Origin of the sequence: Rhizohabitans arisaemae (assembly GCF_025996515.1) — a bacterium.
Lineage (GTDB): Bacteria > Actinomycetota > Actinomycetes > Streptosporangiales > Streptosporangiaceae > Rhizohabitans > Rhizohabitans arisaemae.
On the sequence record NZ_BLRH01000035.1, the window covers coordinates 970,432 to 988,390 of the forward strand.

Below are 17,959 nucleotides of genomic sequence, written 5' to 3' on the forward strand. Positions count from 1 at the left end.
TCGATTTATGAGTTGATAAAGTAATTAATATATCAACTCTGATAAATTCTAGAATGTCAAGTAGATGGGTAAAATCGATATGGCAAGCGGAGTCAAGCCGGGGTTACGGATTACCGGAGCCACGGATTCCGGGCTGGGCCGATCGCGGTGAACGACCGGCCCGGCCTCGCGTCACGGGAGCGGTACGGCGGGCACGCCCTCGTGGACCGCGGTCAGGCCCCGCGCGTAGAGGTGGCGGGCGAACCGCATGAGCGTCGCGAGGTGGGGGGTCCACAGCTCGCCCTGGGCGTCGCCGTCGAGGCCCGACTCCAGGTAGGACAGGAGCGCGGCGTCCCTCGTCGCGTCGTCCGGGAGCACCCCGTCCGGGCCCGGGCCGGCCGCCGCGACGGCCCAGCCGAGGGTGTGGCAGGCCAGGCAGAGCTCACGCAGGAACCGCAGGGCCCGCGGCGCCCGCCCGGGCAGCGGTGTCGGCAGCGGGGAGAGTTCCCTGGCCATGCCCATCACCTGTTCCCAGGTGACCCCGACCCGGGCCAGATGCGCCTGCCGGTCGAGCGGGCCCTCGACGGGGTCGCACAGCAGGGACTCGCCGAGGACGAACATCGGCCGGTTCGGGGGGTGCCACAGGACCGGCTCCGCACCGTTCTCCCGGTACCGCCCGGCGGGGTCGGCGAAGCAGACCGACCGGCGCAGGCCGTGGTGGTCGTTGCCGGCCAGGCTCGGCAGTTCGCGGTGGTCGACCAGGTTGGGCACCCGGAGCAGGGCGGGGTGGCCGTTCGGGGCGAGGAACTCGGCGAGTCTTTCGTCGTCGCCCCGCGAGCCGGGGTCGGGGCGGGTTCGGCACCACGCGGTGAACGCGTGCGCGACCTCGCAGGGCGCGATCACCGCGAGGGTGGGGAAGTACTCGTCCGCCGCCGCGACGACCCACGTGTAACCGGCGAGCAGCGCCACCCGGGAGGCCGCGCCGTTGGAGCTGACGGAGTTGGCGTACAGCGACAGCACCGCGTCGGGGAACCGCCGGGCCGCCCGCTCGGCCGCGGCCGGCAGGGACGGGACGGGCTCGACGTCGTCCTGGACGACCAGGTGATGCGTGGTCCCGTCCGGGCAGCGGGACCACGCCGCGAGCGCGGTGCGGAGCGGGTTCGGCGGGCCGTCGGGCTTCGGGTCGTAGACGATCCCCGTCGCGTCCCCCAGCCGCTCGGCCAGGGCTTCGGCCGCCTCGGCCCGCCGGGGGTGGGCCATCACCGTGACGCCGACCGCGACGCGGCTGCCGTCAGCGCGCGGTGGGCTCGGCATAGGGCCCCGCCTCCCAGACGTCTTCGGGCGCGAGCCGGTCGAACAGGGACAGCAGCGAGCCGATCGCCCGTTCGATCGCGCCCATCTGCTGGCGCATCGCCTCCGGCGGGGGTGCCTCCGCCAGATCGAGCCGGGCCGCCTCCTCGACGGCGAGCTGGGTGAAGGCGAGCAGCCCCTCCAGGGCGTGCCGGTGGGCGGGCAGGTCGGCCCGGATCCCCGGGTCGCCGTGCCGCCAGGCCCGCAGCCCGGTGCGGAGCGCCTGAACCTGCTCGAGCGCGGTCGGCAGGTCGGTGCCGACGAGGCTGTGGAAACCCATTCCCGCCATCGAGGCGACGCCCGGCGGCAGCAGGTCGAAGGCGCCGATCTGGCCGCGGAGGTACTCGGCGACGCGGGCGGTCTGCCGTTCGGCCCGAGCCAGGTCGGCGAAGTCCGCCGACGGCGTCTGCCCGGCCCGCGGCGGGACGGGGCCGGGCGTGGGGCGGGCGTGCCGGGGGTCGGCGTGCAGCCGTACGACGCGGCGCTTCTGGATGGGAACCGGCTCGCCGCCGCCGATCAGGGTGGCGACGATCATCTCGGTCATCTCCGCGGCGACCAGGTCGCCGGTCTCGGCGTCCACCTGGATGTACCCCAGGTAGGACGACCGCCCGTCCTGGGTGAGCGGACCGGCGCGCACGGTGAGCTCGCAGTCGAGGCAGGAGAAGGAGTAGACGGCGGTCGGCCGGTTGTCCGTGACCCCGTATCCGATCTTGGTCGCGGTCATCGGCGCGTTGCGGAACATGGCGCTGGTGGAGGGGTCGGAGAAGCGCATGTCCGCCCAGGTCCCGGAGATGCGTTCGAGTTCCGAAACGACCCCGAGGCGGTTCAGCCCGGGCGTGCCGGTCATCTGGGTACAGAGCATCTCGAAGGCGAGCACGTCCCAGGTGAGCATGAGGAGCAGGTCGACCGCGGGCGCCTTGGGCAGGTCGGGGTAGGCCACCTGCACGGCGCCGGGTTCGGGGTTCTCCGCCGGGCCGGCGCCCGGCCCCTCGGCGACGCTGTGGGTGAGCAGGGAGTTGAACCCCTGCCCCCGCGCGAAGGTCCACTCCCGCCGGGGACCGGGGCCCTTGGGGCTGCCCGTCGCGGCGTGCACGCTCTGCCAGACGTAGCGGACCGGGACCGCGGCGGCCGAGCCGCCGAGTACCTCCCGGTCGACGACCCCGTCCACCTCCTGCCAGCGGTACGGCACACCGCGCGGGGTGAGGAAGTCGTTGCGCATCCGGACGTGCAGCCGGTACGGGAACTCCGGGTCGAGCCTGCGGCGCCGGCTGACCTGCGCTCCGGTCACCGCCGCGACGAGCTCGCCCGGGCCGCCCCCGCTCACAGCGCCCTCGCCACGGCGAGGAAGGAATCGGCCGGGGAGGCGAGGCGGCCAAGCCGTTCCCGGTAGTCGAGCTGGCGTTCGTACAGCTCGGTCCGGGCCGACATGTCGTCCAGCAGCGTGGTCATCTCGTCGAGGACTTTGCGGCGTTGCAGCACCCCCGCGGTGCGGAAGCAACCGGTGTAGGGGTTGTTCGAGAGCACCGGGGTGAGCAGGTCGTACCACCCCCAGGGGAACACCCGGAACGGGGTCATCGTGGTCAGCGTGGGCACCGCGGCGTCCAGCCAGGCGGGCGCCCCCACGGCGTGCCGGTGGTACACCTTGTCGTTCTGCAGCAGCAGGGTGGGCACCCCGGCGAGGGCGGCCTGGGTGAGGGTGACCGACGCGGCGTTGGCGGTGATGAAGAGGTCGGCGCCGGTCAGCCGCTCGTGGAACGACGCCGGGGGAAGCTTGATCAGGTGCCGGTACTCGATCCGCTCGTCGATCGGGAAGTCCCAGGCGCGCGGTCCGACGTGCACCACCTGGAGCGGGCGGCCCAGGGCGGCCAGGTGGCTGTGCACGATCCGCGGCATCGCGTGGATGAGCTGGTCCATCTCCGGGGAGTTGACGACGTTGACGTACTCCCACGCGGAGTTGACCAGGAAGACCGTGGGCCGCCCGGTGCGGTCGCCGCCGGGGGCCGGGCGGACCGGGGCCGCGCCGCGCAGGCCGCCGCCGATCATCGGGGTGACCGCGACGTTCGCCTCGCTCGCCGCGGGCCGGTTGAGCGGGCAGTTCCGGATCAGCAGGTCGCACTCCTCAAGGAGGCGGGGGAAACGCTTGCGGTAGCCGCCGTAGAAGTCGATGCAGTAGTCGGCCGCCCGCCAGTCGTACTGGTCGAACCCGGCCAGCGGCAGGTCGCCGTAGCGTTCCCGCAGCAGGCCGACGCTCAGCCCCGACCAGGAGGCCGAGTAGTTGAGGGTGAACGGGTCCGCGGCGACCAGGCAGTCCGGCCGGAAGTTCCGCATGATCGTGTCGAACGTCGCCAGGTTGGCCTCGGGGGTCCCGGCGTCCAGGGGCAGGGTCGCCAGCCCCAGGTCCCTCAGTTGCGGGACCGCGTCCGGGGTGGCGACGAACCCGACCTGGAACCGGTTTCTGGGTAACTGCCTGGCGAAGTCCGCGGCGATGCTCACATCGCCTTTGGACAGGTGGCCGAGGCCGAGGAAGAGCAGCTTCATCGGGACTCCTTGAACATGGGTCGGCGCGGTCTTCCGGCGGTGCCGCGGCCACACCGGGGGTCTGCGGTTGCGGTACGGCCTGCCCGGCGTGTCGCCCGTGTGATCGTTGTGGTGTCCGCACCCTGGGGGGTGCGGAGAGCGCAACGATCACCCCGTGCAGGGGACGGCCGGGCCGGGAGCCGTCCGCCGTACCGGGCGCCCGGGTGCCCGGACTCCGCCCGGACAGGACGGCGTGGGGTACGGCCTGCGGCGGGCCCGGCGCAGCCCGTACCGGCCCTCACCCGCGGGGTACGGCGATCCGGCGCAGGATCGTCTCCACGTCGGGGAGCCCGTTCAGGGTCCGCAGGTAGTCCTGCCGGGCCGCCTCCACCCGGTCGCGCCCGGGCCCCGGCGCGAGCAGGCCGACGAGCGTCTCCAGCCCGGCCTCCTCCCGGAAGACCTCGATCGGGGTGATCAGGGCGGCGAAGGGGTTGCCCGCGAGCAGGGAGCGCAGGAAGTGGTACCAGCCCACCGGGAACATGTGGAACGGATAGGGCTCCCCGATCCGGGCGAACACCTCCCGCGCGGACTCCGACAAGGTGCCGTCGTCGGCGGTGAGGGAGTTGCGCACCACGGCCGAGGGGACGCCGCCGAGCGCCAGCCGGTGCAGGCTCACCGAGACGACGTTGTTGGAGACGTGCAGGTCGACGGTGCCGGCGAGTTCGGCGAAGCGGGCCGGGGCGAGCGGCCCCAGCGGGTGGTAGCCGGGTGGGGCCCCGTCCCGGAAGACGGGGGAGGGTCCCACCGAGACCACGTGGGCGTGCTCCAGGAGCGGGGTGAGCAGCCGTTCCAGCATCTCGGTGCACGCCTGGACGAAGGCGGTGACCCGGGGGTAGGCGGCGTGGCTGCGCTGCCAGGTCGCCCCGGCGACGAGGACGACGGGTTTGCCGTCGTCCAGGCCGAGCGCGGCGCGGATCTCGCGTGCGGGGGGTCGTGCCGTCGCGGGGGGTTCGGCGAGCAGCGGGTAGGGGAAGACGCCGGGCTCCGCGGGCGCCGTCGGGTGGTTGAGCGGGCAGGGTCTCAGCCGGAACGAGAGACCTTTGAGGGTGATCTCCCCTTCGTAGCGCGCCTTGAAGCCGTAGGTGTCCAGCCAGGCGCCCTCGCGACCCCAGGAGAAGTTGTCGAACGTGCCGATCGGGCATTCGAACACGTCCAGGTCGTCCCGGGTGAGGCCGTAGTGCCGGTCGCAGAAGTCGTAGTTGAGGAAGTCGGCGAGCACCACCAGGGCCGGCCGGTGGACGTGCTGGATGTCCGCGAGCTGGATCCTGTTGATCTTTCCGGCCCCGGGGATGACGACGTGGTGGGCGAACCCGGCCTCGGCGACCGCTCCCCGGTGGGTCGGCGGGATCAGGAAGAGCGGGGTGAAGCCGGTGCCGCGCATCCGCCGGGCGAACTCGGTCGCGATGGCGAGTTCGCCGTGCGCCCAGAAGCTCGTGACGATGAACAGCACCACCCGGGAACCGCTCACGGGATCGGGAACCGGCCGAGCGCGTCGCGGACCGCCGGCTGGTCCGGGTAGAGCTCCCGCATCATGGTGGCGATCAGCTCCCGCTCCGGCAGCGTGACGTCCATGTACAGCGCGACGAGCGGTTCGCAGAGGATCGCCCCGAGCGCGGGGTAGGGGACCCGGCTCCGCGGTCCCGCCTCCGCGGCCTCCCGGATGGTCTTCCCGACGTGGGCGGGGTCCCGGCCGTCCTCGCCCGGGGTGTGCGCGGCGAGGGCGTAGGCGCTGACGAAGTACGGCTGCCACGCCGCGGCGGCCTGTACCTCGATCAGCTCCTGCGAGCCCTCACCCGCCTTGTCCCGCTCCATGTCCAGGTAGGTCTTGTAGATCAGGGAGCTGGGGATCATCGTCCGGAGCCGGGCCCGGAGGTACTGGGCGAGCCAGTGCGCCGGGTCGGTGTACAGGATGTCGTTGAGCGTCTCCAGCGCCTCGTTGAAACTGGCGTGCTTCTCGAAGCCGGAGACGTCCGCCTGGAGCATGGCGACCACGGCCAGCGCGTAGGGGAAGGCCGCCTGGGGGTTCTCCCAATCCTCGGCGTACTGGTCGTTCAGCCGCTCGACGAGGGGGTCCGCCCGGCCCAGTTTCGCCGCCACGACAATCGTCTGGAACAGGTTCTCGTCCGCCTGGGTGATCAGCCGCACTCTTCGCCCTTTCCGTGTCTCAGGTGGCCTCTGCGGGGGTGACCGGCTGGAACTCGTCCCACCCGATGAACTCCGCGTACTCCTTGTAGACGCCGCCGCAGCGGTCGTTGTGGACGCAGCCGTGGCAGCGCTGGTCCTTGACCCGGGTGAAGTCGTCCATGTACGACTCGTAGTCGTCGAGCACGAAGGTCCGGTAGAGCATCTTGAACTTGTTCTCGTCCCAGTCGAGCATGTACTGCTCGTAGCCGGGGATCGCGCAGTACGGGAAGCCCTCCATGGTGATCACGCTGCCGCGCCTGACCGCCCGGTCGATCGCCTCGAAGACGTACGGCTGGATCTCGTCGTAGCGCGGGGTGACGTCCCAGAAGTTGCGCAGCGCCGTGCCCGAGGTGTGCAGCGCCGAGATGTTCACGTGGTCGGCGCCGAGGTCCAGGCAGAGGTCGATGATGTCGGGCAGCTGGGTGTAGTTGTCCTTGCACACCACCGAGTTGGTGCGCACCCGGGCGCCCAGCTCCTTCATGTGCCGGATGCCCTTGACCGCCTGGTCGAAGCTGCCCAGCGAGAGGCTGATCCGGTCCTGCACCAGCGCGGTCGCCCCGTGCATGGAGACGATGAACAGGCTGACGCCCTTCTCCACGACGGTCTTGGCGTACTTCATCTGGGCGAACTTGCGGCCGTTGGTCTGCAGGAAGACCGTCGGGTAGCCGAGTTCCCGGATCTCGTCGAGGATCTCCAGGAAGTCCCGGCGGATCGTCGCCTCGCCCCCGTGCAGGTTGACCGCCTCGTACCCCTGCCCCGCGTGTTCCCGCAGGAAGCGCGAGACGCGCCTGCGGACGATGGTGTCCTCCTTCATGAAGGGGGAGTCGACGATGCAGAACGTGCACTTGCTGTTGCAGATGTCGGTGAGGTGGATGCTGAGTGCCTTCATGACCTACCCCTCAAGCTCGTCCTTGTCGTACATCTCATAGCCCTGGTTGACGAGGTGCGCGTCGTCGGGCGTGTACACGGCGGAGCCCACCTCGAAGTACTCGTCGAGGTTCTGCGGCGTCAGCTTCGCCAGGTCGTCCTCGTCCAGGCTGCGCAGGAGCAGCGTCTGGACGTCGGTCAGCTCGTACTCGGCCAGCGCGGTGTCCGGGTCGTTCAGCAGCAGCTCGCCGAAGGCCGGGTCGGCGATCGCCCGTTCGAGAACCACTTTGATCTCGGTTCGCTCGGCGGGGATGTGGGTGAGGTCTTGGTCGGTCACGTTCTGCCCTTCGGTTCGTGTCGGCTAAATGGGTGCCAAGCTCTCGCCCGTGAACCGGGCCGGGGCGGACACAGGCTGGTCCCGGCGCATGTTGAGCACCTGCCAGGCGTCCATGAAGTCGTTGCTCTGGATCGCGTTGAGCCGGGCGATCTTCGGGGAGACGGCCTCGGCGAGCTCCTCGGCGGTCCGCCCGTCGATCTCGTCGAACTCGTAGACGCGGAAGTTCTGCGGCCGGTACGAGTGGTCGAGGTCGTTCGCCAGCCAGCGGTAGTTCGCGTCCAGCAGGCGCTGGTAGGCGTCGGGGAACTTGCGCAGCCGCATGCCGTACGCCTCGGGTTTGGCGCCCATCAGCGACTTGGGGGCGACGAAGTAGCGGTTCACGTTGAAGTAGTTGATGGTGTCGGCGTTTCGCTCCAGGAAGCCCGCCGTCTCGTCGAAGCACTCCTCGTCCTCGTGCGGCAGCCCGGTGATGATCTCCAGGTCGGCCCAGATGCCGATCTCCTTGCACCACCTCAGCACCTGCTCGGCCTCGGCCAGCTTGACCCGCTTGTCGATGACCCGGAGCATCTTGGTGCTCGCGGTCTCCAGGCCGAAGGTGAGTTTGCGGCAGCCCGAGTCGTGCAGCAGCGCCAGCCGCTCGTAGGTGAGCCCGTTGAAGCGGGCGCAGTCCGACCAGTGGAACTTCACCCCGTGCAGCACGACCCGGCTGGCGAACTCCTCGACGAAGCCGTTGATCAGGTTGAAGTAGTTGTTGAACAGATAGAAGTACGGCGTGCCGTACTTGGCGGACATGCCCGCCATGTGCTCGATGACCTCGTCGACCTTGGCGTGCACCAGCTTGGTGCGCTCCAGGCTCTCGGTGCAGAACGCGCAGGAGTACGGGCAGTTGTAGTTGAAGACGTACGGCAGGACGAGCCGCCCCTCGAACCCGTTCCCGGCGTTCGCCGCGTTCGCGTCGTTGGCGACCCAGCTCAGATAGGCGGGGAACCGATAGAGCTGCATCAGGTTCCACATCTCGTCGGTCTCCCGCTTGCGCGGGCTCGCCTCCGGGCGGTGCCGGACGAAGTTCGCGTAGTCCTCCAGGCGCAGCCCGTCCAGGTCGGGGGGGATGATCCGGTGGATCGCGTCGGGCGCCCGCAGCACCCGGTCCCCGCGTACCCGGGCCACCCCGGGCCACGTCGTCGCCATCGGTACGGCCGGACGGCCGCCGGCCAGGGCGAACACGGCGTCGACGGCGGTGTCCTCGCCCGGCCCGGTGATCAGGTAGTCGAACTCCTCGACGCACGCCGACCACCAGCTGTGGAAGGCGTCCTTGAACTGCATGAGGTAGTCGAGGTTGTTCCCGCCCATGATGATCGGCTTGCCGTAGTGCCGCTTGACGTGCGAGGCGATCACGGCGGCCGAGTGCATCTCCATCCAGGAGAAGTCGCCGCCCGCCGACACCCCGACGACGTCGGCCCCGTCGATGTCCTTGCCCGCCAGCAGCCGGGCCGCGAAGGCGTCGAAGAACTCGTTCGCGCCGCCCCGCACGTAGGAGATCACCGCGCGTTCGTCGTAGAACGGGCGGAGGTCGGTCTTGGTGAACTCCTTTCCGTGCCACATCCGGGAGAAGTCGGAGTTGAGGTCGTGGTGATCCACCTCGATCCCGGCCGCGCGCATGCTCCCGGCGACTACACCGGGACCGAACGGCGGCAGGTTCATCCGGGTGAACATGGTGTGCTCGCCGGGCGCGTCCACGATAAGCACCCGTGGCGCGGGCCGGCCCGATTGGATGATCTCGGCTGTCATGACGGTTCAACCTTTCCCGGCAGGCAGCGATGCGATGAAAGAGGCCGCGGCGTCCAGCGGCGCGGTGGTTGCCAGCTCGGCGGCGAACTCCCGCGCCGCCTTTCGGTAGTCCGGGTCCCCGCAGACCGCCTCGATCGCCTCGCCCAGCCGCTGCGGGTGGATCGTCGACGGGTCGAGCGCGATGCCGAGGCCCAGTTCGGCGCAGCGGCGGGCGATGTACCCCTGATCGCCGGTGATCGGCACCAGGACCAGGGGGAGTCCGCGGATCAAGGCCCGGCCGACGGTCCCCCACCCGGCGTGGCTGACCACCGCCGCGCACCGTCCGAACAGCTCCTCGTGCGGGACGGGCCCGGACGGCCGCAGGTTCGCCGGGAGAGGCCCGAGGACGGCGGGGTCCGTCGCCGCGGGCAGGGTCAGCACCGCGTCCACGTCGAGCCGCCCCACCGCGGCGACGACGGCGCGCAGGTACCGGTCCTGCGCGCCGGCCCGGCCGCCGAGGGAGGCGCGGGACGCGGTGCTCGTGGTGACGGCGATCGTCGGCCGGCCCCCGGCGTCCGGGGCGGGGGGCGCCGCCGGTCCGGGGGTGAGCGGTCCGGTCAGGCGGACGTGGCCGGGAAGCGTGTGGGCTCCGGCGAAGCCCGGGGTGGTGGGGATCAGATGCAGGTACGGCGAGATCCGCCCGAGCAGGTTGGTTCCGTCGGGCGGCAGCCCGAGCTCGTCCCGGGCGGGCGCCGCGTCGAAGTGCCGGGCCGTGTGGGGCGGGATGAAGGCGAGGTGGGAGTCGAGGGCGGGTACCGGGGTGCACGCCAGGGAAGCCCACGGCAGACCGGCCAGTTCGGCGGCGAGACCGGCCCCGGGGGCGAACACGTCGCCGACGACGACCTCGGCGTCGACGCGCTCGGCGGCTTCCAGGACGTCGTGGGTCATGTGGGTGACGGAGCCGAAGAACCGGTGCCGGAAGAGTGCGGCGCCGTCGCCCGTCGCGAGTGTCCCGGGCGGGATCGGTTCGCGGGAGCGCCAGCGTGCCGGGGTGAGGACCCGCAGTTCCGGGGCGATCCGCGAGGCGGCTTCGGGTTCGGCGAAGACGGCGACCCGGTGGCCGTGCGCGCGGAGCCGGAGCCCGAGCGCGCTCATCGGCTCGGTGTGCCCGGGCTCGCCGTAGGGGACCAGCAGCAGCCGGCTCACGGTCGCGGCTCCGCCGGTTCGAGGAGGGTCCTGGCGCGCATCAGGTTCGCCGGGGTGCCGATGTCGAGGAACTCCCCGTCGTCGAAGGGGAGGCCGAAGACGCGGATCCCGACGCCGATCGCCTCGTTGAAGACGTCGCTGAGGAGCGACTCCGGCCGGCCCGTGCCTCGGGGGAGCCGAGCCAGGAAGTCGTGCAGGAGTTCGGTGAAGGCCGGGGACCAGACGGCGATGCCCCAGGTGTTGGCGACGGGGGCCACCGCGGGCTTGTCGACGACGGCGAGCGCTCTGTGGGTGGCGGGGTCGATGACGACGGGGGCGAGGGATTCCGGCTGGGCGGTGGGGAAGAGCCCGAGGCTGAGGTCGGCGTCGCGGGCCTCGTGGAAGTCGAGCAGCCGGGCGAAGCAGTCGGAAGGGGTGACGATGGTGTCGGGCATCCCCATGCAGACGGTGCTTCCGGCGACGAAGGGCCGGGCCAGGTCGAGGGCGTGCGGCATCCCGCGGGGCTCCTCCTGGCAGAGGTAGCCGAGGGCCAGCCCCAGTTGGTCGCCGCCGCCGAGGTAGCGCAGGACCTCCCATTTGGCCGGGGAGACGATGACGAGGACGTTCTCCACGCCGCCGCCGCGGAGGGCGTGCAGGATGTGGTCGATCGCCGCCCGGGGGGCGAGCCGTCCGTCGCCGTCGGGCTGGTAGCCGATCTGGATGAGCTCCTTGGGTGCCCGGTACGGCCACAGGCGGGAACCGAGCCCTGCGGCGGGCACGACTCCGAACGCTCTCGCCATGCGGACTCCCTGGGACGGTACGCGGGTTTGCACCGTTCCGTACGGCGGGTGCCGGGAGCCGGTGCTCAGGGGCTGGATCTTCTCCGGAAGCGTAAGCTCCGGCGTCCGTGGTTTTGTTGTGGTGATGTTGTGGTCGGCTTTATCGGTGTTCACGCACTAGCTCGGGTTCTGACTGGTTGTTACGGTCTGGGCAAACGCATCGGCGACATCGGGAAAGCAGGTCGCGCATGACGGGAGCAGTGTCGGTGTCCCCGCAGGTGAGCGTGGTGTTGCCCCTGTTCGGCAGCCACCGCGCGGTGCAGACCCTGAGGGCGGTGAGCCTGGCCTGGCTGGCTCAGGACGTCGCGTGCGAGGTGGTCGTGGGCGCCGCGCCCGAGACGCCGGTCGGCGCGCTGGCCGACTTGATCCGTACCGGCAGACTCCGCGTGGTCCGGACGGAGCCGGGGGACCAGGCCCCCGGGCGGCTCCGCAACCTCGCGGTGCGCTCGGCCCGGGCGCCCGTGCTCTACCTCAGCGACGGGGACGTCGTCCCGCTCGGATCGAACTACCTTCGCCGGGCCTTGGAGGTCCGCGAGGACGCGGTGTTCGTCCAGCCCTGGATGTACCGCCTGGTCGACCCGGGCGGGTACGAGCGGGTGACCTGGCCCTCACCCGGACGCGGCCGGATCTGCTTCGTGACCGACGACGGCGCCGGCGGCCTGGCCAGGCTCACCGGTGAGCGGTTCGCCTGGCACGGTTCGCTGCTCATGGTCCAGCCGCCGCCGGAGGCCGGCTACGAGGAGGACTCGCCGGAGATGTACTGGCGCTCGCCCTACCACTGGGGCGGGGTGCTGGTCGACCGGTCGCTCTTCGACGAGGTGGGCGGATACTGTCCCCGGTACGTCGGGTGGGGGTGCGAGGACGACGACCTTCTGGTCAAGCTCTCCGGCCGGGCGCGCCTGCTGCGGGGCTGGCGCGGCGCCCGTGCCCTCTCCTGCCTGCACTTCGAGCACCCCCGCACCTACCGGGGCGCCGGCCTCGACGCCAACCGGGCGCTGCTGGCGGACCGGGTCGCCTCGGGCGCCGAGCAGATGATCAAAGAGGACCTCGCCGCCGGCGCGGACACCGTGCCGTAGCCGGACCGCGGCCGAGCCGACCCGGGCTCCCGCCGAGGATTCGGTACGGCCTGAAGGCCTGTCTCGAAGTCAGGTACGTGCGACGGCCACAGCTCCGGCACCGTTCGCGTGATCGTTGCGCTGTCCGCACCCGCCGGGGTGCGCATTCCACAACGATCATGCGGGTGCCGTACCTGCCTCGGATTCCCCGAAGGTCGCCGGGGTCGGCCCGGTGCCGCCTTCGTACCCGGTGATCGTTGCGCTGTCCGCACCCGCTGGGGTGCGCATTCCACAACGATCATGCGGGTGCCGTACCTGCCTCGGATTCCCCGAAGGTCGCCGGGGTCGGCCCGGTGCCGCCTTCGTACCCGGTGATCGTTGCGCTGTCCGCACCCGCCGGGGCGCGCATTCCACAATGATCACGCGAACCGGGTGCGGCCGTGGACCCGACGGGGCCGCCCCCGCCGTACCGGATCCACGACACGGTGCATGGGCCGGGCCGGGACGCCGCGCCCTCGTCGCCGGAACGCAGCCCCTACCACCACACACAGGCTGCGTCATTCGGGTCCGGGGCGAGGAGCGGGGCGCCGTCGGGGATCCGGTACGGCCTCAGGCGGCCCTACCCGGCGGCGCGGCGTCCCGGCCTTGGCGCGAACCGCGTCGCCCCGCGGCCGGACACGTGATCGAATCGGACGTCGCGGCCGGCTCAGATGTCGTTCCACCGGAACAGCCAGACCGCCAGAGTGGTGATCACGGCGGCGAACCCCAGCAGGATGCCGAGCTCGGGGAGGATCGCGGCGGGGTCCAGCCCGCGGGCCAGGGAGTCCAGCATCCCGGTGTTGAGGTGCCGGAGCGGGAAGACCTCGGCGACGTTCTGGAGCCACTGCGGGGCCATGGAGAGCGGGAAGAACGAGCCGGAGAGAAACGCCATCGGAATGACGATCAGGTTGGAGACGGCGTTGGCCGTCTCGACCGATTTGGCCTTCGCCCCGGCGAGCAGCCCGATCGCGAGGAAGGCGAGGGTCCCGGCGAGGATCAGCGGGATCGAGGTCCACCAGTGGCTCGCCAGTTTCAGCCCGAAGAACCCCACCGCGACGGCGAGGAAGATCACGGTCTGGGCGAGCGCGATCCCCAGGCTCACCAGGACCCGGGCTCCGGTCACCGCGGGGAAGCGCACCGGGGTGAGGGTGAGGCGGCGCAGGATCCGCTTCTCCCGCCACAGGACCAGCGTGGAGGCGGCGGTGAAGGTGGCTCCGGTGGCGATGGCCCAGCCGAGGATGCCCGGGGTGAGGTACTGGATCTGCGGCAGCGCCTTGTTCTCCACCTGGTTCAGGGTCAGGGAGAATCTGGGAGGCTGCCCGGTGGTCGCCAGGTTGGCCGCCTGGATGATCCCCTCCATGACGCTGCGCACGATCCCGGACGAGGTGGTGTCGGCGGCGGAGAAGTGCATGACGACCTGGTCGCCCCGCTGCTGGACCGCCGCCGCGGCGTCGCCGTTGCGCACCTGGGTCAGGGCCTGCTCGGCGTCGTCCAGCCGGGAGATCTGCAGGACCTTGTCGACCTCCGCGCGGCCCTGCGCGGGGAGCAGGTCGATCATGGGGACCGCCCCGATCGTGATCAGCCTCGACTGGGGTGCGCCGCCGGACTGGAAGAGCCCGCCCATGATGATCAGGAAGATCAGCGGAAACAGGATCGTGAAGAACATCGCGGCACGATCCCGGACGAAGCCAAGGAACATGATCCGAGAAAGGGTGGGAAAGCCCCTCATGCCCGGTACTCCCGTCCGGTGAGTTCGAGAAAGACGTCTTCCAGGGTGGCGCCGCGCACCGAGAGCCCGGTGAGGGCGTTCTTGCCGGCCAGCACCGACAGCACCCCGGAGGGATCCTTGGTGGCGATGGTCAGCGACACCTCGTCCTCGCCGACCTCGGCGTCGGGGAAGAGCCCGGCGGCCTCCTCCACCGGCAGCGTGCCGGCCCGCACGGCGATGCGGGTGGCCGAGCCGAGGCCGCGGACCAGCTCCGCGGGCGGCCCGGACTCCAGGATCCGCCCCCGGTCCATGATGGCCACCCGGTCGCAGAGGATCTCCGCTTCGTCCAGGAAGTGCGTCGTCAGCACCACCGTCTTGCCCTGGCCGTTGATGTCGCGCAGGACGTCCCACAGATTGCGCCGGGCCTGCGGGTCCAGGCCCGCCGTGGGCTCGTCCAGGAAGACGATGTCCGGGTCGTGGACCAGCGCGCACGCGATGGAGAGCCGCTGGGCCTGCCCGCCGGAGAGCTGTTCCACCCGGTTGCCCGCCTTCTCCGTCAGGCCGAACCGCTCCAGCAACTCGTCGGCCACGGTCTGGGGGACCCCGTACAGCGAGGCGAAGGCGCGGAGCTGCTCCCGCGCGGTGAGGCGTTCGAAGAACGAGGAGACCTGCATCTGCACGCCGAACCGCGGCAGCAGCCGCGGATTGCGCGGCCAGGGGGACAGGCCCAGCACCCGGATCTCCCCGGAGTCCGGCTCACGCAGCCCTTCGATCATCTCCAGTGTCGTCGTCTTCCCCGCCCCGTTGGGTCCGAGGATGCCGAAGAACTCCCCCGTCTCCACTTCGAGGGAGACGCCGTCCACCGCGTGGGTGTCGCCGTATCGTTTACGGACGTCTTTGACCACGATGGCGCGGTCGGCCGGCTCGTGGGGTTCCTGCATCGCGACTCCTTTGCGTGACGACGGGGGTGATCGCCGCCGGTCCGCGCCCGCGGCGCCGGGACCGGTGGAGGCTGGGGTGTGACCGTGCGGAGGAAAGGACGTCCGGTACGGCCTGCGGCGGCGTTCTCCGGACGGCTCCCGGGCGCGGGGCGGGGGGTGCCGCTCCCCGGCCGCCGCGCCCGCGGCCAAGAGCCGGGCGGCAGGCGTGACCTGTGCCGACCGGCGGCCTCACCACAGCCCCTCCGACACCTCGGCGGGTCGTCCGTGCTCGACGAAGAACCCCTTCAGGGTGCGGGTCAGCTCGTGGACCAACCGGGGTGGCAGGTTCGGGTGCGCGGACGCCCGGCCGATCGCGGCGACCAGGTTGGTCTGCTCGGTCTTCAGCCAGGTCAGCGCCGCGGCCCGGTCGGGCAGCACCGCGTGCGCGGTGTGCGGCTCCCCGGCGTGCAGCAGCCGGACCGCGTAGTCGGCGGTGAGCAGGTACCAGCGGACCAGCCGGTGGACCGCGGCCCGGCGCTCGCTTTGGGAGTCCTCCCGCCGGCTGAGGTGCTCGGCGTAGCAGCGGACGAGCTCGTGCAGCCGGAACCGGCTGCCGCTGCGCCGCTCCACCAGGTTGGCGCTGCTCAGCTGCCCGAGCAGGTCCCGGGCGTGCACCGAGGTGGTCCCGCACAGGACCGCGGTGGCGTCGGCCGAGACCTCGCCGCCGAGGGCCAGCCCCATCATGCGCAGACAGCGCCGGGCGGGTGTGGTCAAGGTCATGTAGGAGCGGTCGTAGGCGATCTTCACGCTCGACCGTTCGTCGCCGCGGACCCGCAGGGCCTCCAGCCGGTTCGCGCCGCTCAACTCGTCCAGGTACTCGCCGAGCTCGGTGTGCGGCCCGGCGGCGGCGAGCTGGGCCGCGGCGATCCGCAAGGCCAGCGGGAGATGGCCGCAGAGCCGTACCGTCTCCGCCGTCGCCTCCGGCTCGGCGGCGACGCGGGCCGGGCCGAGCACCGAGGCCAGCAGGGCACGGGCCTCCCCGTCGGTGAAGCCGCCGACCTCGATCCGCCGCGCGCTCTCGTGCGCGACCAGCCCGGCGAGGTTGTTCCTGCTGGTGACGACGACCGGGCACGCCGGATTCCCCGGGATCAGCGGACGGACCTGGTCGGCGCTGACCGCGTCGTCGAGGACGATGAGGATCCGCCGCCGGGCGAGCAGGGAACGGTACAGCGCGGACGTCTGCTCCACGTCGCCCAAAGTGTGCGCCTGGGGGACCCCGAGGCCGCGGAGCAGGGCGCGCAGCGCCTCGAGCGGGGTCAGCGGCGGCGCGGCGGCGTGACCGGACAGGTTGAGGAAGAGCTGGCCGCCGGGGAAGGTCTCGGCCACCTGGTGCCCCCAGTGGACCGCGAGCGCGGTCTTGCCCGTTCCCGCCGAGCCCGTGATCACGCACAGGGACGGGCCTGTGGAGCGCTCCCGTCCGGGGCCGCGGAGAAACGTCCGCAGCTCGTCGAGGGGACGGTCGCGGCCGATGAAGTCGGGGACGTCGGCGGGCAGCTGGGCCGGGGTGACCGGGACGAGGGGGACCCGCCCGCCGGCCAGGGGCACGAAGTCCAGGCTCGGATCGGCGCGCAGGATCCCGACGTGGAGCTGACGCAGTTCGGCGGGCGGGTCGAGGCCGAGGTCGTCGCCGAAGCGTCTCCTGGCGTGCTCGTACGCGCGCAGCGCGTCGGCGGTACGGCCGGCGCGGTGGAGCGTGAGCATGAGCTGGGCGGTGAGCCGGTGCCGATGCGGGTGGCGGACGGCGAGGTCGGAGAGCTCGTCGATCACGTCCAGGTGCCGCCCGAGGCGCAGCTCGGCGTTGATCCGCTCCTCGACCGCGGTGAGCCTGGCCTCCTCCAGGCCGCAGCAGAGGCGCTCACGGATCTCCTCGGTCGCGGTGTCGGCCATCGGCGGGCCGCGCCACAGGTCGAGCGCGCCGCGGAGCAGATGGGCCTTGTCGGCGTCGTCCTCGATGCATCGGGCCTCGGTGAGCAGGGTGCGGAACCGGTGCGCGTCGATTCTGTCGGCGTCGCAGGTGAGGACGTACCCGTCGCCGCGGCGCACCAGGGAGACGCCGTGCCGCTCGGCACCGGCCTTGGTGAGCACCTGGCGCAGTCGGCTGACGTGCGCCTGGATCGTTCGCCGGGCACTCGGCGGGGGTTCGCCGGGCCACAGGAGGCTCTCCAGCCACGCCACGGGGACGAGCCGGTTCGCCTCCAGCAGCAAAGCCGCGAGGACGAGTCGCTGTTTTCGTTCACCGACGTCGACCATGTGCCCCATGGCCCATGCCTGCACCGGTCCCAGTACCCGAAACTCCATGTCAGCACATCCGGTGGACAGAGTGGGATCATGAGTTCGATCGCCGGCCCCTGAGACTCCGAGGGGCGACGCAGACATTCTCGCCAGTCACTGACCCAATATCAATGAATGTCGTAAATAACCTGACATCCGATGTTTTTTAGTTGTGGGTGAGGGAGTCCGGACCTGCGTGGTTGTGGGCCCGCTGTGGGTTTCCTGGGGGACATCCCCGCTGTACTGGGGCGTTGCGGGGATTCCGCTCACTCTTAATTGAATCCGGATTCGGAATTAAATGCCCCGGAACGTGCGGAAGATTGAGTGATCGGAGATTCTCTGCACGCGGTACGGCTGCGGGCGCGTCAGGTGAAATCCCTACTATTCGCCCGATGTCCTAGATGCCGGCCTGAGTCACCCCTCGCTGCCCACCCCACGCCGCCTCCGCCAGGATCACGCCCGACACGGTTCGGAGCCCGCAAGCCGTGACGACGTCCGGACCGGTGGCCACACCGACCGGGCCTGGACGAGTCGAACCGGCCCGGCGGGAACCGGAGATCGCCGGGCAGGGCAATGTGGGGGAAGATTTATCTGTCGCACGGAGCTGGAAACACGTGAGGCCCAGGCCGGGGAACCCCCACTGACCTGGGCCTTCGCCACTTGGAACGGGTGACCGGGATCGAACCGGCATGGCCAGCTTGGAAGGCTGGAGCTCTACCATTGAGCTACACCCGCGCGAACCCGTGGAGATCTGCTCTAGACTTCCTCAGGTCGACTAGGCGCAATCGTACCGGCTTTTCAGGGGTGCGTGTGCGCTTAAC

General features: G+C 71.0%; 14 protein-coding genes and 1 tRNA gene. 1 reads left to right on the forward strand and 14 read right to left on the reverse strand.

The features are described 5' to 3' along the window. Positions 1–171: 171 nt before the first annotated feature. The 10 genes from RUR_RS26370 to RUR_RS26415 form a co-directional block, all read right to left on the reverse strand. On the reverse strand, positions 172–1,293 hold the full coding sequence (locus RUR_RS26370; protein ID WP_283137881.1) for a hypothetical protein: 1,122 nt from the start codon (positions 1,291–1,293) through the stop codon (positions 172–174). Further along, entirely contained in the window at positions 1,271–2,653 is a 1,383-nt protein-coding gene (locus RUR_RS26375) for a hypothetical protein (RefSeq protein WP_283137882.1), read from the reverse strand. The genes RUR_RS26370 and RUR_RS26375 overlap by 23 nt, the downstream gene beginning before the upstream one ends. Further along, positions 2,650–3,867, reverse strand: a complete 1,218-nt coding sequence (locus RUR_RS26380) for a DUF6365 family protein (protein WP_283137883.1) — start codon at positions 3,865–3,867, stop codon at positions 2,650–2,652. The genes RUR_RS26375 and RUR_RS26380 overlap by 4 nt, the downstream gene beginning before the upstream one ends. A 277-nt stretch (positions 3,868–4,144) precedes the next feature. Continuing rightward, entirely contained in the window at positions 4,145–5,374 is a 1,230-nt protein-coding gene (locus tag RUR_RS26385; protein ID WP_283137884.1) for a DUF6365 family protein, read from the reverse strand. Next, complete coding sequence (locus RUR_RS26390; protein ID WP_283137885.1) at positions 5,371–6,051, reverse strand: hypothetical protein; 681 nt, start codon at positions 6,049–6,051, stop codon at positions 5,371–5,373. The genes RUR_RS26385 and RUR_RS26390 overlap by 4 nt, the downstream gene beginning before the upstream one ends. 19 nt (positions 6,052–6,070) lie before the next feature. Next, on the reverse strand, positions 6,071–6,979 hold the full coding sequence (locus RUR_RS26395; RefSeq protein WP_283137886.1) for a radical SAM protein: 909 nt from the start codon (positions 6,977–6,979) through the stop codon (positions 6,071–6,073). A 3-nt stretch (positions 6,980–6,982) separates the two neighbouring features. Next, positions 6,983–7,294 (reverse strand): Os1348 family NHLP clan protein, encoded by a 312-nt coding sequence (locus RUR_RS26400; protein ID WP_283137887.1) that lies wholly within the window; start codon positions 7,292–7,294, stop codon positions 6,983–6,985. A 24-nt stretch (positions 7,295–7,318) separates the two neighbouring features. Continuing rightward, positions 7,319–9,082, reverse strand: a complete 1,764-nt coding sequence (locus tag RUR_RS26405; RefSeq protein WP_283137888.1) for a B12-binding domain-containing radical SAM protein — start codon at positions 9,080–9,082, stop codon at positions 7,319–7,321. A gap of 6 nt (positions 9,083–9,088) precedes the next feature. Continuing rightward, a complete protein-coding gene (locus RUR_RS26410) occupies positions 9,089–10,267 on the reverse strand; it encodes a glycosyltransferase (protein ID WP_283137889.1) in 1,179 nt (392 codons plus the stop codon). Next, positions 10,264–11,046, reverse strand: coding sequence for a nucleotidyltransferase family protein (locus RUR_RS26415; RefSeq protein ID WP_283137890.1), 783 nt, complete (start codon positions 11,044–11,046; stop codon positions 10,264–10,266). The genes RUR_RS26410 and RUR_RS26415 overlap by 4 nt, the downstream gene beginning before the upstream one ends. A gap of 227 nt (positions 11,047–11,273) precedes the next feature. Between RUR_RS26415 and RUR_RS26420 the strand changes: the two genes are divergently transcribed. Continuing rightward, positions 11,274–12,161 (forward strand): galactosyltransferase-related protein, encoded by an 888-nt coding sequence (locus tag RUR_RS26420; protein ID WP_283137891.1) that lies wholly within the window; start codon positions 11,274–11,276, stop codon positions 12,159–12,161. A 685-nt stretch (positions 12,162–12,846) separates the two neighbouring features. On the opposite strand, the gene RUR_RS26425 is transcribed toward RUR_RS26420, so the two are convergent. The 4 genes from RUR_RS26425 to RUR_RS26440 all read right to left on the reverse strand — a co-directional run bounded on the left by RUR_RS26425 (position 12,847) and on the right by RUR_RS26440 (position 17,873). Beyond that, entirely contained in the window at positions 12,847–13,845 is a 999-nt protein-coding gene (locus RUR_RS26425; protein ID WP_283137892.1) for an ABC transporter permease, read from the reverse strand. A 59-nt stretch (positions 13,846–13,904) separates the two neighbouring features. Further along, positions 13,905–14,828 (reverse strand): ABC transporter ATP-binding protein, encoded by a 924-nt coding sequence (locus tag RUR_RS26430; RefSeq protein ID WP_283137893.1) that lies wholly within the window; start codon positions 14,826–14,828, stop codon positions 13,905–13,907. Positions 14,829–15,056: 228 nt separating this feature from the next. Next, complete coding sequence (locus tag RUR_RS26435) at positions 15,057–17,165, reverse strand: AfsR/SARP family transcriptional regulator (RefSeq protein WP_283137894.1); 2,109 nt, start codon at positions 17,163–17,165, stop codon at positions 15,057–15,059. A gap of 634 nt (positions 17,166–17,799) precedes the next feature. Continuing rightward, positions 17,800–17,873: transfer RNA gene (locus RUR_RS26440), tRNA-Gly, on the reverse strand. Between the last annotated feature and the right edge of the window lie 86 nt (positions 17,874–17,959).

Excerpts from the sequence above, each read along its gene's own strand:
- RUR_RS26370 (WP_283137881.1), bottom strand. The coding sequence starts at position 1,293 with ATGCCGAGCCCACCGCGCGCTGACGGCAGCCGCGTCGCGGTCGGCGTC.
- RUR_RS26425 (WP_283137892.1), bottom strand. The coding sequence starts at position 13,845 with ATGTTCTTCACGATCCTGTTTCCGCTGATCTTCCTGATCATCATGGGC.
- RUR_RS26435 (WP_283137894.1), bottom strand. The coding sequence starts at position 17,165 with ATGGAGTTTCGGGTACTGGGACCGGTGCAGGCATGGGCCATGGGGCAC.
- RUR_RS26380 (WP_283137883.1), bottom strand. The coding sequence starts at position 3,867 with ATGAAGCTGCTCTTCCTCGGCCTCGGCCACCTGTCCAAAGGCGATGTG.
- RUR_RS26415 (WP_283137890.1), bottom strand. The coding sequence starts at position 11,046 with ATGGCGAGAGCGTTCGGAGTCGTGCCCGCCGCAGGGCTCGGTTCCCGC.
- RUR_RS26395 (WP_283137886.1), bottom strand. The coding sequence starts at position 6,979 with ATGAAGGCACTCAGCATCCACCTCACCGACATCTGCAACAGCAAGTGC.
- RUR_RS26420 (WP_283137891.1), top strand. The coding sequence starts at position 11,274 with ATGACGGGAGCAGTGTCGGTGTCCCCGCAGGTGAGCGTGGTGTTGCCC.
- RUR_RS26405 (WP_283137888.1), bottom strand. The coding sequence starts at position 9,082 with ATGACAGCCGAGATCATCCAATCGGGCCGGCCCGCGCCACGGGTGCTT.
- RUR_RS26430 (WP_283137893.1), bottom strand. The coding sequence starts at position 14,828 with ATGCAGGAACCCCACGAGCCGGCCGACCGCGCCATCGTGGTCAAAGAC.